The organism is Amycolatopsis sp. NPDC003676 (assembly GCF_053587275.1).
This window is the reverse complement of record NZ_JBSFNS010000006.1, coordinates 57,664-74,222: the sequence shown is the minus strand read 5'-3', so window position 1 is coordinate 74,222 and position 16,559 is coordinate 57,664. Positions and strand designations below refer to the sequence as shown.

The window sequence follows — 16,559 nt, the reverse complement described above, 5'->3', positions numbered from 1 at the left end:
CTTCCGGAGATCCGGCGGGCCGGGCCAGAACGCTGTCCGCGAGCGTGGCGAAACGAGGGGCGCCGCGTCCGGTCCCGGATCCGAGTACTTTGGCAGGCGCTTGCCGGACAGTCCGGGCTGGCGGGGAGGAATCGTGGAAGGCGGAAACGGGTCGGCGGTCGACTACTCGGCCGTGGTGCGGCTGAGCGGCGATCCGGCCGAATTGCGCGCCGAAGTGGGCGAAGCGCTGTCGGCGGAGCCGAGGATGGTGGTCTTCGAGCTGAGCGAGCTGACCTCGTTCTCGAGCCAGGACCTCGCCGCGCTGCGCAAGACCGCCGAGCCGAGCGAAGCGGTGTTCGCCTGCCGCGAGGGCGGAGTGGCCCGCCGGGTGCTCGAAGACGAGGGCGTGCCGGTCGCCGATTCCGCGTCCGCGGCGCTGGCTTTCGAGGACGAGTCGCTGCGGCCCTCCGGCGGGCAGTTCCGGACGCTCACCGAGATGCTCCTGGCCGCGCGGACCGTCGGCGAGGTCCTGGAGCTGATCGTGGACGCGACCGCGTCGCTGGTGCCCGCCGCCGAACTGGTGTCGATCACGCTGCGCGCGCCGGACGGGACCTTCCACACCGCCGCCTACACCGACCCGGCGGCCGCCGACCTGGACCGGCTGCAGTACCGGCTGGGCGAGGGCCCCTGCCACGACGCCGCCATCCCGAACCGGCCCGAATTCCTCGAAAGCGCCGACCTGCGCAGTGACGCACAGTGGCCGCGATGGGCTCCGGAGGCTGCCGAGGCCGGCTGGCGCGCCGTACTGGCGACCGCGCTGGTCGACGACGCCGTGTCGCGGTTTTCCGGCGCGCTCAACCTCTACTCCCGCACTCCCGGCGGCCTGACGGACGCCGACCGTGACGTCGTGCTGCTCCTGGCCAGCCACGCGACCCTCGCGGTGGCCGAAACGGACGCGGTCACCCGGAGCGAACTGCACCAGGCGCAGCTGCGGCGCGCGCTGGACAGCCGGGACGTGATCGGCCAGGCCAAGGGCATCATCATGGCGCGCCGGGGCCTGGACGCGGAGGAGGCGTTCGACCTGCTGCGGCGCACTTCGCAGCAGCTGAACGTGAAGCTGGTGCACCTGGCGGGGACTCTTGCCTCCCGGCACGAGGAGCTGGACGGGCCGGCCGCGCAGCTGGGAGAGCCGGACCCGGTGTGAGGGCCGACGCCAGCGACTCGAGGCGGCGCCTTCGGCGTGGTGGTTTACGTCTGTCCAGGCCGAGAGCTTCCGCTTCCGGGCCGGGGCCGGGGCCGGGGCGGGCCGAGCCGGGTCGGTCCGGTCGGCGGGTGCGGTGTGCGGTACGTGAGGGGAACCCTGAGGGAATCAGATTCCCTCAGGGTTCCCCTCACGTACCGGGGCGGCGGGTTGGGCGACGAGGACCAGGAGGCTGGATGTCCACCGAAACGAGTACCGGCCGCGAGGCCGCGTCGGGTTCGCGCGGCAAGCGGGTCCGGGTGACCGACGTCGTGGAGGAGACCGCCGACGCGCGCTCGTTCGTCGTGGAGCCGGTCGGGGACGCCGCGTTCGGCTACCGCGCGGGGCAGTTCCTGACCGTCCGGGTCCCGGACGCCGGAACGGGGTCCGCGCGCTGCTACTCGCTGTCGAGTTCGCCGCACTGCGATGAGGCGATGAAGTTCACCGTCAAGCGCGTACGGGGCGGGCACGGGTCGAACTGGCTGTGCGACACGGTCGCGGCCGGGGACGAACTCGACGTGCTCCCGCCCGCCGGGACCTTCACGCCCGCGTCGCTGGACCAGCCGGCGGTGCTGGTCGCGGGCGGCAGCGGGATCACGCCGGTGATCGCCATCGCGAAGTCGATCCTGTTCGGCGGCAGCGGGAACGTCGTGCTGATCTACGCGAACCGGGACGAGGCGTCGGTGATCTTCGCCGGAGAACTGGCCGCGCTCGAGAGCAAGTTTCCCGATCGCTTCACCGTGATCCACCTCTTGGAGTCACTGCAGGGCTATCCCAGTCGGAACCTGTTGACGGTGCTGCTGCGTCCGTTCGCTGGCCGCGACGTCTACCTGTGCGGACCGGAACCGTTGATGGACCTGGCGGCGGACGTCTGCGCCGGAATCCCCGGGACCCGGGTGCACTCGGAGCGATTCCTTTCCCTGCAGCAAGATCCGTTCGCCGACGAGCCGGAGTCCGGGACCGGCGAGGTCGCGTGCACCGTGCGGGCCTCGCTCGACGGGGAGGACCACGTCGTGCCCTGGAACGCCGGGCAGAAACTCCTCGACGCCCTCCTGGCCGCGGGCGTCGACGCGCCGTACTCGTGCCGCGAAGGCGCCTGTAGCGCGTGCGTGTGCGCGTTGACGGACGGAAAGGTGAACCTGGCGCGCAACGAGATTCTCACCGAAGACGACCTCGCCGACGGCTACATCCTGGCGTGCCAGGCGGAACCGGTCAGCGACGAGATCGCCATCGAGTACTGAGGCCGCTGTTCCACTCATCAGGAGACCGGGGCCGATCCGGCTTCCTGGTTGGCAAGCTCGACCCACTGCGAAAATCGAGGAGCCCCCATGCCGAATCCCGTGCTCGACAACATCGAGGCGATCGCCGACGAACTCCGGGCCGCTGCTGAGGAAGGCGAGGCGCTCGGCCGCCTTCCCGACGACATGGCCAAGCGGCTCAAGCAGGCGGGCATCATCCGTTTGCTGCAGCGCAAGAAGTACAACGGCTATGAAGCGCACCCGCGCGAGTTCGCCGAGACGGTCATGAAGACTGCGAGCATCTACGGATCGGCGGGCTGGGTGGGCGGCATCGTCGGCGTCCACCCGTGGCAGCTGGCCTTCGCGGATCCGAAGGTGCAGGAAGAAATCCTGGGCGAGGACACCGATACCTGGCAGGCGTCGCCGTACATGCCCGCCGGGGTCGCGGTTCCGGCGGACGGCGGTTTCGTGCTGAACGGCCGCTGGCAGTTCTCGTCGGGCACCGACCACTGCGACTGGATCTTTCTCGGCGCGATGCTCGGCGGCCAGGACGGCCAGCCGCTGATGCCGCCGCACAGCATGCACGTGATCCTGCCGCGGTCGGACTACGAGATCATCGACGGTTCCTGGGACGTCGTCGGCCTGCGCGGCACCGGCAGCAAGGACATCGTGGTCAAGGACGCGTTCGTCCCGGCGTACCGGGTGATGGACGCGGACAAAGTCATCGACGGCTCCGCGGCGAGGGAGTACGGCGTCACCGAGACGCTGTACAAGATGCCGTGGTCGACGATCTTCCCGCTGGGCATCACTTCGGCCACCATCGGCATTTGCGAGGGCGTGCTGGCCGCCGGGGTCGAGTACCAGCGCAACCGCGTCGGCGCGACCGGCACCCTCGTCAAGGACGACCCGTACGTGCTGCACGCGCTCAGCGATTCGGCCTCGGAGATCGACGCCGCGCGCCAGCAGCTTCTGTCCAATGTGGACCGGGTGTGGGACAAGGTCGACCGGGGCGAGGAGATCGACTTCGCCACCCGCGCCCAGATCCGCCGCGATCAGGCCCGCGCGGCGTGGCGAGCGGTCCGCGCCGCCGACGAGATCTTCGACCGCGCCGGCGGGAACGCGTTGCGGATGGACAACCCGCTGCAGCGCTTCTGGCGCGACGCGCACGCCGGCCTGCACCACGCGATCCACGTCACCAGCACCACCTACCACGCCGCCGCGCTGGCGTCGCTGAACGTCGAAGTCCCGCAGGGTCCCCTGCGCGTGATGATCTGAGAAAGGAACCCCGTCATGAGCGAAATCAAGGGACTCGGCTACGTCCGGGTCATCGCCACCGACCTGGAGCGCTGGCGCGAACTCGGCTTCGACGTGCTCGGTTTCGCGCCGGGCTTCGGCGAGGAGAAGGACGCGCTGCACTTCCGGATGGACGAGCGTCCGTCCCGGATCACCGTCGAGCACGGTGACGCGGATCGGGTGACGGCGGTCGGCTGGGAAGTGCGGGACGCTCCGGCATTGCGCAGGCTTCGTGCGACGCTCGAAGACTCTGGCGTGGAGTGCACGCCGATGTCGCAGGAACTCGCGGACCGGCGCAAGGTCGAGGCTGGCTTCTCCGCGAAGGATCCGGGCGGCACGCCGCTGGAGTTTTTCCACGGGCCGGTGCTCGAACACAGCCCGGTGGTGACCAAGTACGCCCACAAGTTCGTCACCGGCGCGCAGGGCCTCGGCCACGTGGTCATGCCGACCACCAGCTTCGACGAGTCCTTCGAGTTCTACACCGAGACGCTCGGCTTCCTGTCGCGCGGCGCGTTCCGGATGCCCGGCCCGCCGGAAGCAGGCCCGCTGCGGATCCGGTTCCTCGGGGTCAACCAGCGCCACCACAGCCTGGCGATCATGCCGAGCCTGGAAGGCCGCGACCCCGGCCTGATCCACGTCATGGTCGAGGTCGATTCGCTCGACGCGGTCGGCCGCGCCTACGACCAGGTGCTGGCGCGCGATTTCCCGGTGTCCTCCACGCTCGGGCGGCACACCAACGACAAGATGATCTCGTTCTACGTGCGGGTCCCCGGCGGCTGGGACATCGAGTACGGCTACGGCGGCCAGCCCGTCGACGAAACCTATTACACCGCCGAGGAAATCACCGCGGACAGCTACTGGGGCCACGAATGGCTCTGGATGAAGGAAATGAAGGAAGCGCAGAAGGCCGCCGAGCGCGTGGAAGCCTGAACCGCCTGCCGCATCGAGGGACGGGAACAACGTGGAAAACTCTTTCGACGCAGTCGTCGTCGGGGCCGGGATCGCCGGTCTTTACGCGGTGCACAAACTGCGTGCCCGCGGAATGCGGGTGCGGGGCTTCGAAAGCGCGGCCGGAGTGGGCGGAACCTGGTACCACAACCGGTATCCCGGTGCGCGCTGCGACGTCGAAAGCATCGACTATTCCTACTCGTTCGACGAAGAACTGCAGCAGGAATGGACGTGGAGCGAGCGGTTCGCGGCCCAGGACGAGATCCTGCGCTATCTCGGCCACGTCGCGGACCGGCACGACCTGCGCTCGGCGTACGAGTTCTCGACCCGGGTGACGGCGGCGGATTACGACGAGCGGTCCGGGCGGTGGACGATCGGCACCGACACCGCCCGGACCGTCAGCGCGCGTTTTCTCGTGCTGGCCACCGGTGTTCTGTCGGCTACCAATATGCCGGAGATTCCGGGGCGGGACAGTTTCGCGGGCGAGCTGTACCACACGGGTGCCTGGCCGCACCATGGTGTGGAGTTCGAAGGCAAGCGCGTCGGCGTGATCGGGACCGGGTCTTCGGGAATCCAAACGATCCCGGTCGTCGCCGAAACCGCGGCGCAGGTGACGGTTTTCCAGCGCAGCCCCAACTATTCGATTCCCGCGCGGAACCGGCCGCTGACGCCCGAGTTCATCGCGGAAATCAAAGCCGGTTATCCCGAACGGCGGCGTTTGTCGCGGATCAGCGGCGGCGGCACGCCCAACAGCCCGCACCCGCGCGGCGCGCTCGAGGTCGACGCCGCCGAGCGGACCCGGATCTACGACCAGTGGTGGCAGCGCGGGGGATACCTGTTCGCCAAGGCTTTCCCCGACCAGACCACGAATCTCGCGGCCAACGACACCGCCCGCGAGTACGTCGAAGCCAAGATCCGCGAACTCGTGCACGACCCGGAGATCGCTGAGCAGCTCATCCCGGACGACCATCCGATCGGCACGAAACGCATCGTCACCGACAGCGGCTATTTCGAGGCGTACAACCGGGAAAACGTCGAGCTGGTCAACCTCCGGCGCACGCCGATCACCGAGATCACTCCAGACGGTGTCCGCACGTCGGGCGGTCTGCACGAACTCGACATGCTGATCTTCGCCACCGGTTTCGACGCGATGACCGGTTCGCTGTCCCGCATCGACATCCGCGGCCGGGACGGGCGCACGCTGCGCGAAGAATGGTCGGCAGGGCCGCGCACCTACCTCGGACTGGCGGTTTCCGGATTTCCCAACCTGTTCGTCGTCAACGGGCCGGGCAGCCCGAGCGTGCTGGCGAACATGGTGCTGACCGCCGAACAGCACGTGGACTGGATCGCGTCCTGTGTGGACTATCTCGACGAGCACCGCGCGACGACGATCGAGGCGAGCGAGGACGCCGTCGCGGAATGGGTGGCCACGTGCAACGCCAACGCGGCGGCGACGTTGTTCCCGGCCGCCAACTCCTGGTACCTCGGCGCGAACATTCCCGGCAAGCCCCGGGTGTTCATGCCGTATGTCGGAGGGCTCGGCAAGTACCGCGCGATCTGCGACGAGGTCGCGTCCGACGGGTACCGCGGGTTCGTCCTCGACGCTCCCGTCGCCGAGGTGACGGCGATGCTCGCCGGGCTGGCGGACTTCCCGGACGTGACCCAGCACGATCCCGCGGAGTTGCGGGCGCTCATTCGCTCCCGTCGCGCACCACTGACGCACCAGCCCGCGATGCGGATCGCGGAGGATCGCGTGATTCCAGGGCCCGGCGGCGACCTGACCCTGCGCATCTATGCGCCGAACCACGAAGGGCCGCTTCCGGTGGTGGTCTTCGCGCACGGCGGCGGTTTCGTGTTCTGCGACCTCGACAGCCACGACGAGTTCTGCCGTTCCATGGCCGATGCGGTCGAGGCCGTGGTGATCGCGGTCGACTACCGGCTGGCCCCGGAACATCCCGGTCCCGCCGCGATGGAGGACGTGTACGCGGCGGTGGTCTGGGCTGCCGAGCACGCCGCTGAGTACGGGGGAGACCCAGCCCGGATCGGCGTAGCAGGCGACAGTGCGGGCGGCAACCTGGCCGCGACAGTGTGCCTCGCGGCGCGCGACCGCGGCGGCCCGCGCATCGCCGCGCAAGTCCTGCTGTACCCGGTGATCGACGACGATTTCGCCACCGAGTCCTACCAGCGCTACGGCGAGGGCTACTACAACACCGAGACCGCGATGCGGTGGTACTGGGCGCAATACGCGCCGAACGGAACCGACAGCCCGTACCTGGTGCCGACGCGGGCGGAGTCGCTTGTGGACCTTCCTCCCGCAGTGGTCGCGACCGCGGAACTGGATCCCTTGTGCACCGCCGGAGACGACTATGCAGCGCGCTTGCGGGACGCCGGGGTAGCAGTCACCGCGCACCGGTTCGAGGGCTTGTTCCACGGCTTCCTGACGATCCCGGCGTTGTCCCTGACCGAACCCGCGCGCGAGAAGCTCTGGCAGATGATGCGGGACCTCCTGGCTTAGGAAGGGTTGATCCATGACGACCGACAAGCTGCGTCCCGTCCCGGCCGCCGCCATCACCGAATGGCACGAGACCGCGGACGTGGTCGTCGCCGGGTACGGCATCGCCGGCGTGTCCGCGGCGATCGAGGCCGCGAGGTCCGGCGCGCAGGTGCTGATCCTGGAACGCACGAGCGGCTGGGGCGGCGCGGCGGCGCTGGCCGGCGGTTTCGTGTACCTCGGCGGCGGCACTCCGCTCCAGCGCGCCCTCGGGTTCGAGGACACGGCGGAGAACATGGAGAAGTTCCTGCTCGCGGCCGTCGGCCCGGGCGCCGACGCGGCCAAGATCGCCGACTACTGCCGCGGCAGCCTGGAACACTACGACTGGCTCGTCGGCAACGGCGTGCCGTTTCGCGAAGCGCTCTGGGACGAACCGGGTTGGGAACCGCCGCACGATGAAGGCCTGGCCTACTCCGGCGGCGAGAACGCGGCTCCGTTCAACGCCGTCGCCAGCCCCGCACCACGCGGACACGTGCCGCAGATGCGCGACAAGCGCACGGGGGAGCGGGGCGGCGGCTACATGCTGATGAAGCCGCTCGCCGAGACCGCCGAAGCGCTCGGCGTGCGGGTTTCCTACGACGTCCGCCTGAGCCGTCTCATCGTGGACGGTTCGCGAGTCGTCGGCGTGCTTGCCCGGCGCTACGGCCGCGAGATCGCCGTCCGTGCGGACCTCGGCGTCGTGCTGGCGACCGGCGGATTCGCCTACTCCGAGCAGATGGTCGCCGACCACGCACCGCGGCTGATCGGCCGTCCCGGTGCTGCTATCGAGGAACACGACGGCGTCGGCATCCTGGCCGCGACCGCGTTCGGCGCGGCGACCGCGCACATGGACGCCACCGAAGTCGCCTTCTTCGGCGACCCGCAGATGCTGGCGCGCGGCATCCTCGTCAACGGCCAGGGCCAGCGCTACGTCACCGAAGACACCTATCCCGGCCGGATCGGCCAGGCAACCCTGTTCCACCAAGACAACCAGGCATTCCTGGTGATCGACGAACGCGCACACGAGGAAGCCCTCGCGACCGAAACCGCAACGCCGATCTTCCGCGTGCCGCCAACCTGGGCCGCCGAGACCGTCGCCGAGTTAGAGGCCGACATGGGCCTGCCGGAACTGGCGCTGCAGACCACAGTCGAGTTCTACAACACCTATGCCGCGCTTGGCCGAGACCCGCTGTTCGGCAAGAAACCAGAGTGGCTGCGTCCGCTCACCGGCGCAGTCGCCGCCTTCGACCTACGGGGCGCCACCGCCGGATTCCCTCTGGGCGGCTTGCGGACCGACCTGGACTCCCGGGTCCTGCACGTATCCGGCGCGCCGATCCCGGGCCTGTTCGCCGCCGGACGCTGTACGGCAGGCATCTGCACCGGCGGTTACGTCAGCGGCGCTTCACTAGGAGACGGCAGCTTCTACGGCCGCCGGGCCGGACTCGCCGCGGCTAAAGGAGAAGTCGAATGACCAACCCGTCGGACCCCACGCGGATGCGGACCGTCCTGGGCCATTTCGCCACCGGCGTCGTGGCGATCACCGGCATCGACCCGGACACGGGCGCACCGGTCGGCCTGGCGGCGAACTCGTTCACGTCGGTGTCGCTCGACCCGCCGCTGGTCGCGTTCTGCGTGGCCGCGACCAGCACGTCGTGGCCACGAGTGCGTGCCGCGGGCTGCTACGCGATCAGCATCCTGTCCGAATCCCAGGAAGCGGTGTGCCGGAGCTTGGCGGCTCGCGGTGTCGACAAGTTCGCCGGAATCGACTGGACGCCGTCGCCCTCGGGCGCCCCGGTGGTCACCGATTCCCTGGCCTGGATCGAAGCGGAACTCGACACCGAGCACGAGGCAGGCGACCACACGATCGTCGTCTCCCGCGTACGGCATCTGCACTCGTCGGACCAAGAGCCACTGGTCTTCTTCCGCGGCCGCTACGGACGCATCAACGTGCCCGCCTGAGAGCGTCCGCTGATCGGGAAGTCCGCCCGACCGGCACCGATCCCGCTGGCAAAGTCGAGCCATGACCGCCGAATCCGCTCCCGAACTCCGCGAACTCCCCACCGAACACGGCGTCCTGCGCTACCGCGAAGCCGGCGACGGCCCACCGCTGGTGCTGCTGCACGGTTCCGGCCCCGGCGTGACAGGCTGGCGCAACTTCGGCGCCAACCTGCCCACCTTCGCCCCGCACTACCGCACCATCGTGCTGGAGTTCCCAGGCTTCGGCGTCAGCGACGATTTCGGCGCCGCCCACCCCATGCAGTCCGCCAGCACCGCCGTCCGCGCGCTGCTAGACGGTCTCTCACTGGACCGCGTGCGCCTGATCGGCAATTCCATGGGCGGCTTCGTAGCAACGGACTTCGCCCTAGCGTCCCCCGAACGCGTCGAACGCTTGGTCACAATCGGCGGCATCGGCACCCCGATCTTCAGCTCGCACCCCGGCGAAGGCATCGTCCGCCTGAGCGAATTCGTAGAAAACCCCACCCGCGCCGCCCTAATCGCTTGGCTGCGCTCGATGGTCTACGACCAATCCATGGTCACTGAGGAACTGATCGAGGAACGCTGGACCCAAGCAACAGACCCCGGCACCCTGGAAAACTCCCGCCGCATGTACGGCACCGCAGCCCTAGCCGCAATGGCGGCCGCCGCACGCAGCGCGGAAACCCCGTCCTGGGCGCAGCTGCGCCGCCTGGATGTCCCGACCCTGGTCACCTGGGGCCGTGACGACCGCGTGAGCCCGATCGACATGTCCCTGCTCCCCCTGCGCACCCTGCCACAGGGCGAAATCCACATCTTCCCGAACTGCGGCCACTGGGTCATGATCGAACAAAAGGCCGCCTGGGAATCCACCGTCCTAGCCTTCCTACGCCGCTGACACCGGCTGGCCGCTTCTCTGAACTTGCCCCGCCCCGGCCCCTGAAACCCAACTTGCCCACCACGCGGGATCGCGCCGGCATAAAAGCGATCCCGCACGCGACGACGAAGTCGGCGCCAAAAACACAGGAGCAACGTGAAAAACAAAGTCCCCACCCCAACACCAGCCAAAAACAAAACCGTAGACCTCCTGGTAATCGGCTCCGGCACCGGCCTAGCCGCAGCCCTAGCTGCCCACGAACGCGGCCTCAACACCCTCGTCGTAGAAAAAACCACCTACGTAGGCGGCTCAACAGCCCGCTCCGGCGGCGCGTTCTGGATCCCCGGAAACCCCACCCTGCCCGACACTGGCCCCAACGCAGCAGCCGACGCAACCACCTACCTAAACGCAGTAGTCGGAAATTCAGCCCCACCCGAACGCGCCCGCGCCTACCTAAAACACGGCGCCGCCGCAGTAGACATGCTCCGCCGCACCACCCCCATGCGATTCTTCTGGGCCAAGGGCTACTCCGACTACCACCCAGAAAAACCAGGCGGCCGCCCAGAAGGCCGAACCTGCGAATGCCGCCCCTTCAACGCCTCCGTGCTCGGCGACGAACGCCCCAGACTCCGCCCCGGTGTAATGGAGGCCCCAGTCCCCATGCCAGTAACCGGCGCAGACTACAAGTGGATGAACCTAGTAGCCCGCAAGCCACTCAAAGCACTGCCGCGCATTTTCGCCCGAGCCGCACTAGGCATAGGCGGCATGCTAATCGGCCGCGACTACCTGGCAGGCGGCCAAGCACTAGCAGCCGGAATGTTCGCAGGCGTGCTCCGCGCAGGAATCCCCGTGTGGACAGAAACGAGCCTGGTCCGCCTGCTTCAAGACGACGACCGAGTCACCGGAGCCATCCTGCGCCAAGGAGACAAGGAAGTCACCGTCCTGGCCCGACGCGGCGTAGTCCTGGCCGCAGGCGGCTTCGACCACGACATCGAGGCACGGCACAAGTTCCAGTCGCCACGACTAGGCGACCACGCCAGCCTAGGCTCGGAAGGCAACACCGGCGACGCCATCCTCGCCGGCCAGGAACTCGGCGCAGACACCGCTTTGATGGACCAGGCTTGGTGGTTCCCGGCATTCGCCCCCGTCCCAGGCGGTGCCCCGGCAGTCATGCTGGCCGAACGCTCGCTGCCAGGCTCGTTCATCGTCGACCAGAACGGAAAACGGTTCATCAACGAGGCGATCGACTACATGTCCTTCGGCCAGGAAATCCTGGCCCGCGAACGGGCAGGAACCCCGGTCGAGGAAATGTGGCTGGTCTTCGACCAACGCTACCGAGACAGCTACATCATGGCCGGCCGCTGCTTCCCCCGACAGCCGCTCCCGGAATCGTGGTACCGAGCCGGAATCGCCCACAAATCAGAAAATCTAGGCACCCTCGCCGCCGCGATAGGCGTGCCCGCGGCTGAGTTCGAGAACACCTTCCAGCAATTCAACGCGCACGCCGCCGCCGGAAAAGACCCCGACTTCGGCCGAGGCGACAGCGCCTACGACCGCTACTACGGCGACCCCACCATCGGCCCCAACCCGAACCTGGCCCCGCTGCGCCGCGCCCCGTACTACGCGGTGAAGGTAGTCCTGAGCGACCTAGGCACCTGCGGCGGCCTGGTCGCCGACGAACACGCCCGAGTCCTGCGCGAGGACGGCGAAGCGGTCGATGGTTTGTACGCGATCGGAAACACCGCGGCCAACGCCTTCGGCACGTCATACCCAGGCGCAGGCGCGACAATCGGACAGGGCGTCGTGTACGGCTACATCGCCGCAATGCACGCCGCCGGTGCGTCTTCGTAACCTTCAACAAGACCGGGCTGGAGTCACTCGACGACTCCCGCCCGGTCCACAAAGGATCTACTTGGCGAGCCGAGTCAACCCGCTCAACGCCATCCGCAACCCCCGCGAATCCCACCGCTCGATGTCGCTGAAGTCGTCAGACCCCCCGCTCTGCACCCACCGCGTCAGCGAATGCCGCATAGTCTGAATCACCAGCAACGCCGGAAGCTCGCGCAGGAACGGGTCCGGGTCAAGCTCGTAATACCGCGCCAAAAACCGCGTGACCGCCTCGCTCAGTCCCTCGCACCACTCCACGAACCGCAGCCGGTACTGCGGCGTGTTGACGATCAGGGTCATGATCTGGTGGTCGTACTCGGGCACCTGCCGCCGGTTGAGCTCCGTCGTGAGGGCGGTCGTCAAGACCTCGATCGGGTCCGCGTCGTCCGGCGCGTCCTGCAAGCCCTGCACGATCACGCGCTCGCTGCGGCGCAGCAGCGGCATCAGGACGTCCTCCTTGACCGGGAAGTGCCGGTGAAACGTCCGCGGGTTGATCCCGACGATCTCGCAGATCCGCTCGACGGTCACCGACGTGTCGCCCTCGGCCACGAACAGGTCCCGCGCCGTGAGCGCGATGCTCATGCGCAGCTCCTCGGCCCGGCGCTCGGTGAGGGTCTGCCGTTTCGGTTCCGTCACCAGGACTCCCTCCCTGTCGCGTTCATGGACCGTAGCCGCGCGGACGCCCTTCGTGATGCCCGCTGACCACTCTGCGGAACAACGCGCGCTACGGCCGCGGGTGTCAGAATATGACATGTCCCAGCGGTGCCGGCGCCGATCCTGCTACGCTGATCGTGATGAGCACCTACTCGTACAGATCGGGGGTTCCGTTCGCCAAAGGTGAGTGCTGATGCACCCTTTGCCCGCGAACGAGAATCTTCGCCTCCTTTTCTGGGCGCGCGTGCGCGAATTCGCCGTGCCGCCGTCGATGATCGAGTCAGCGACAGCCCGCCGCGCGGCGGGCGACTGGGCCGGGGCCTGCGCCGCGGCGCGCGTCGACGTGGATCTGAACCTCCGGGCCATCAGCCGCACCCATGGCGGCTGGCTGGCGGCACAGATTCGCGCCGATCTGCGGCATCTCGCCCCTGACCTGCTTCGCTGGCATTTCCCGCGAATCGCGCCGGACGGCCTGCTCCGGCCAGGACTCACGGTGTCCCTGGCCCGGTATGGTCCGGCCGCAGCCGAGATACACCTCGTCGCGCGCACGCCGCCCGCCTGGGCGGATGCCGGTCAGCGGATCAGTCTCGCGCTGTGGTCGCCGTCCCAGCGCGCGGCCGGGCTTCATCCGCATCCGCATCCCGACCGGCGGTATCGCCTCGACCTGCACCGTCACTTGTGGGACGTGCGCAGGGCGGGCGAGCTGCGAGAACGGTCGGGACGCTGGCCGCCACGCGAGCACGCCTTCCAGCTCCCGGCCGGAGTCGGCCCGTGTGCGGTCGACCGGTGGATGGCCGAGGCGGCGTTGCTGCTGCGCGCGGAGGGGCGCGCGGACGGCCTTGTCGCGGTACGGCTCACCTCCCGGCACCGGCTGATGCTGGACCTCGGCGGAGACCGGACCCGCGCGGCACCCGTCCTGCCCGACGCCGCGACCTGGATCCTGCCCGACCTGGAGCTGCTCCACGCCGGGTTCCTCGACGTCGACCAGCTGCATCCGCTTCTCGCAGCGGCACTTCGCCCCGGCCATCGACCCGGCGCGGCACGGAATCCCACCGCACCAGGGAATTCCCGCCTCGTTGAATGCCGTGGCGCCACGCATCGCATCGGCGTGGAGAACGGCGTGCTCGTCCCGCTGGACCACGACCCCGGCGAAATTCGCCGCGAAGAACTCCTGGGCGCGCTGGGCGGCCCCGAATTGCCGTGCCTGCGGGCGATCGACGAAGCGCACCGGTCTCCGGAAAGCCTCGTGGACGTCCGCGCCCGGCTCGATCACGGCGATGCGGCCGGCGCTCTGGCCACCGTCGAAGGACTGCTCGGGCCGGACGTCCTCCTGCGCAGCGGCGCACTGCGCGACGAACTGGAAACGGCGGCGGACCGGCAAGTCGTCCACGGCCTCTACCGGGCCGGACTGGCCGGATACGGACCGCCGCGCCGGTCCATCCGGGACACGAACCACCGCGGCCACCCCCGCCACGCGACCTCTCGCTGATTCGCTCAGCCCCGATACGACCCCGAAGGTGATGAAACCTGTTTACTGCCATGGATAATCGACGCCCCCTGGACCTCGCCACCGATCTCCTTGCCCTCCTCGACGACACGAACACCGAACCGCGCCCCGACAGTCAGCTGGAAGCGTTGACGCTGGCCGTGTCCGCCGATCTGCCCGTGCTCCTGTGGGGCGAGCCGGGCATCGGCAAAACGGCCGCGCTGACCCAGCTCGCCGAAGCTGTCGAACTGCCGCTGACCACGGTGATCGCCAGCGTGCACGAACCGTCCGACTTCTCCGGCCTGCCGGTGGTCGGCGACGATCCCGCGGAGCAGGGCGTGCCGATGGCCCCGCCGGACTGGGCCGTGCGCCTGGTCCGCGCGGGCCGGGGACTGCTGTTCCTGGACGAGCTTTCCACCGCGCCGCCCGCCGTCCAGGCGGCGCTGCTGCGCGTCGTGCTCGAGCGGCGGGTCGGGGCGCTCAGGCTCCCGCCCGGGGTGCGGATCGTGGCCGCCGCCAACCCGCGATCTTCCGCGGCTGACGGATGGGAACTGAGCCCGCCGCTCGCCAACCGGTTCGTGCACCTGCACTGGACCTACGACCACGACGTCGTGGTGCGCGGGCTCGGCGGAACGTGGCCCAAAGCAGCGCTGCCCCAGTTGGACCCGACGCAGCTGCCCGACGCCGTGACGTTCGCCCGCCGCGCGGTCTGCGGACTCCTGACCACCCGGCCCGGTCTCGTGCACCAGTTGCCGAAGAGCGAAGCCCGGCGCGGCGGTCCGTGGCCCTCGCCGCGCAGTTGGGAAATGACCCTGCGACTGGTCGCTTTCGCCACCGCGGCGGGCGCTTCGCGGGAAGTGCTGTCCATGCTGGTGCGCGGCACGGTCGGCGACGGCCCGGGTCTGGAGCTGCTGGCCAGCCTCGACCGGATGGATCTGCCGGACCCGGAAACCTTGCTCGCCGACCCGGAATCGGCGGTGCTGCCCGAACGCGGCGACCTGCGCCAGACCGTGCTCGACGGGGTCGTGGAGGCGGTGCGGAAAAGGCCGGAAGAGGCCCGCTGGGACGCGGCGTGGGCGGTGCTGGTGCTGGCGTTGGAAACCGGTGCGCCGGACCTCGTGGTGGTGCCCGCGACGACGCTCGCCTCGTTGCGCCGCGAAGACTGGCAGGTACCGGCGGCGATCGAACGGCTGTCCGGTGCGGTGGCGCTGTCCCGGCGGGCGGAACCGGCAGGTGAGCGCTGATGGACGAGGAGAAGCTTTACGCGGCAAGGCTTTACGCCATCCGGCACCGGCCGTATCTGGCGACCGCGTTGTTCGCCTTGCACGTGGTGGAGTCGCGGCGAGTGCCGACGATGGCCGTCGACCGCCACTGGCGCTGCTACGTGTCGCCGAGGTTCGTGGACCGCACGCCGCTGGAGGAACTGGCCGGGGTCTGGGTGCACGAGGTCTCCCATCTGCTGCGCGACCATCACGGCCGCGGCGACCGGTACGCCGCGAAGCACGAGCTGACCGGGCCGGCGGAGCGGTTGCGGATGAACATCGCCGCGGACTGCGAAATCAACGACGACGTCTTCGGCGACGGCTTGGACCGGCCCGAGGGCGCGGTCGAGCCGCAAGCGTTGAGGCTGCGCGAAGGCGAGCTGATGGAGGAATACCTTGCCCAATTCCGGCTGGGTCCGTACACCGCGGAATTCGCCTGGCTCGACTGCGGCAGTGGCGCCGACGGCCTGGAGCGCGAATGGGATCTGGGCCCCGACGGCGCGCACGGGCTCAGCGAGCAGGAGCGGGACGCCGTCCGGTTCCGGGTCGCGCAAGGCATCAACGGCAACCCGGGCGATGTTCCGGCGGGCTGGAAACGCTGGGCCGAGGAAGCGTTCCACCCGCCGCTGCCGTGGCGGGAGCTGCTGGGCGCGGCGCTCCGGTCCGCGATGTCCGGCGCGGGCGAGGACTACACCTACGGCCGCCCGGCGCGCCGGGCGGCCAGCCTGCCCGGCGTCATCCTGCCGAGCCTGCGCCGCAGGCCGCCGCAGGTCTGCGTCATCGTCGACACCTCCGGCTCGGTGAGCGACGCCGAACTGGGCAGCGCGCTCCTCGAAATCGCCGCGATCGTCCGCGCGGTCGGCGGGCGTCGCGATCTCGTCTCGGTGCTGTCGTGCGACGCCGCCGCGTACGTCACGCAACAGCTGTGCAGTACCGAAGGAATCCCGTTGCTGGGCGGCGGCGGTACGGATCTGCGCGCCGGTTTCGCCGGGGCGCTGAGAAGCAACCCTCGCCCCGACGTGATCGTGGCGTTGACCGACGGCCAAACCCCTTGGCCCAGCTCGAGACCGCCCTGCCGGACGGTGGTGGGCCTGTTTCCAAGGGTGGGTCGGCTGGCGGAGAACATTCCCGGCTATCGGCCGGATTCGCCGCCTGATTGGGCCCGCGTGGTCACGGTGGGGTGAGCTGCCT

General features: G+C 69.2%; 13 protein-coding genes. 12 read left to right on the top strand and 1 reads right to left on the bottom strand.

All coding sequences use genetic code 11. From position 1 onward, the window contains the following. Positions 1-133: 133 nt before the first annotated feature. The 9 genes from ACWDNU_RS05575 (at position 134) to ACWDNU_RS05535 (ending at position 11,930) form a co-directional block, all read left to right on the top strand. Positions 134-1,183, top strand: coding sequence for a GAF and ANTAR domain-containing protein (locus ACWDNU_RS05575; RefSeq protein WP_449667891.1), 1,050 nt, complete (start codon positions 134-136; stop codon positions 1,181-1,183). 233 nt (positions 1,184-1,416) lie between these two features. Beyond that, complete coding sequence (locus ACWDNU_RS05570; RefSeq protein WP_449667890.1) at positions 1,417-2,460, top strand: 2Fe-2S iron-sulfur cluster-binding protein; 1,044 nt, start codon at positions 1,417-1,419, stop codon at positions 2,458-2,460. 87 nt (positions 2,461-2,547) lie between these two features. After that, complete coding sequence (locus ACWDNU_RS05565) at positions 2,548-3,732, top strand: acyl-CoA dehydrogenase family protein (protein WP_370936188.1); 1,185 nt, start codon at positions 2,548-2,550, stop codon at positions 3,730-3,732. Between the two features lie 15 nt (positions 3,733-3,747). Then, positions 3,748-4,680 carry a VOC family protein gene (locus ACWDNU_RS05560; RefSeq protein WP_449667889.1) on the top strand — a complete coding sequence of 311 codons (933 nt, stop codon included), beginning with the start codon at positions 3,748-3,750 and terminating at the stop codon, positions 4,678-4,680. Positions 4,681-4,711: 31 nt separating this feature from the next. After that, complete coding sequence (locus tag ACWDNU_RS05555; protein ID WP_449667888.1) at positions 4,712-7,213, top strand: flavin-containing monooxygenase; 2,502 nt, start codon at positions 4,712-4,714, stop codon at positions 7,211-7,213. Between the two features lie 13 nt (positions 7,214-7,226). Continuing rightward, complete coding sequence (locus ACWDNU_RS05550; RefSeq protein WP_370936191.1) at positions 7,227-8,699, top strand: FAD-dependent oxidoreductase; 1,473 nt, start codon at positions 7,227-7,229, stop codon at positions 8,697-8,699. Beyond that, positions 8,696-9,187 carry a flavin reductase family protein gene (locus ACWDNU_RS05545; protein WP_449667887.1) on the top strand — a complete coding sequence of 164 codons (492 nt, stop codon included), beginning with the start codon at positions 8,696-8,698 and terminating at the stop codon, positions 9,185-9,187. Before ACWDNU_RS05550 ends, ACWDNU_RS05545 begins: the two co-directional genes overlap by 4 nt. Positions 9,188-9,248: 61 nt before the next feature. Next, complete coding sequence (locus tag ACWDNU_RS05540) at positions 9,249-10,100, top strand: alpha/beta fold hydrolase (RefSeq protein ID WP_449667886.1); 852 nt, start codon at positions 9,249-9,251, stop codon at positions 10,098-10,100. A gap of 135 nt (positions 10,101-10,235) precedes the next feature. Further along, positions 10,236-11,930, top strand: coding sequence for a 3-ketosteroid-delta-1-dehydrogenase (locus ACWDNU_RS05535; protein ID WP_449667885.1), 1,695 nt, complete (start codon positions 10,236-10,238; stop codon positions 11,928-11,930). A 57-nt stretch (positions 11,931-11,987) separates the two neighbouring features. Here the strand turns inward: ACWDNU_RS05535 and ACWDNU_RS05530 are convergent, their stop codons facing one another. Then, positions 11,988-12,602, bottom strand: a complete 615-nt coding sequence (locus tag ACWDNU_RS05530) for a TetR/AcrR family transcriptional regulator (protein ID WP_449667884.1) — start codon at positions 12,600-12,602, stop codon at positions 11,988-11,990. A 211-nt stretch (positions 12,603-12,813) separates the two neighbouring features. Between ACWDNU_RS05530 and ACWDNU_RS05525 the strand changes: the two genes are divergently transcribed. The 3 genes from ACWDNU_RS05525 to ACWDNU_RS05515 are packed head-to-tail and all read left to right on the top strand — an operon-like array spanning position 12,814 to position 16,552. After that, entirely contained in the window at positions 12,814-14,109 is a 1,296-nt protein-coding gene (locus tag ACWDNU_RS05525; RefSeq protein WP_449667883.1) for a hypothetical protein, read from the top strand. Positions 14,110-14,159: 50 nt separating this feature from the next. Then, a complete protein-coding gene (locus tag ACWDNU_RS05520) occupies positions 14,160-15,350 on the top strand; it encodes an AAA family ATPase (RefSeq protein ID WP_370936196.1) in 1,191 nt (396 codons plus the stop codon). Continuing rightward, positions 15,350-16,552 carry a vWA domain-containing protein gene (locus ACWDNU_RS05515; RefSeq protein ID WP_449667882.1) on the top strand — a complete coding sequence of 401 codons (1,203 nt, stop codon included), beginning with the start codon at positions 15,350-15,352 and terminating at the stop codon, positions 16,550-16,552. The genes ACWDNU_RS05520 and ACWDNU_RS05515 overlap by 1 nt, the downstream gene beginning before the upstream one ends. Positions 16,553-16,559 lie beyond the last annotated feature (7 nt).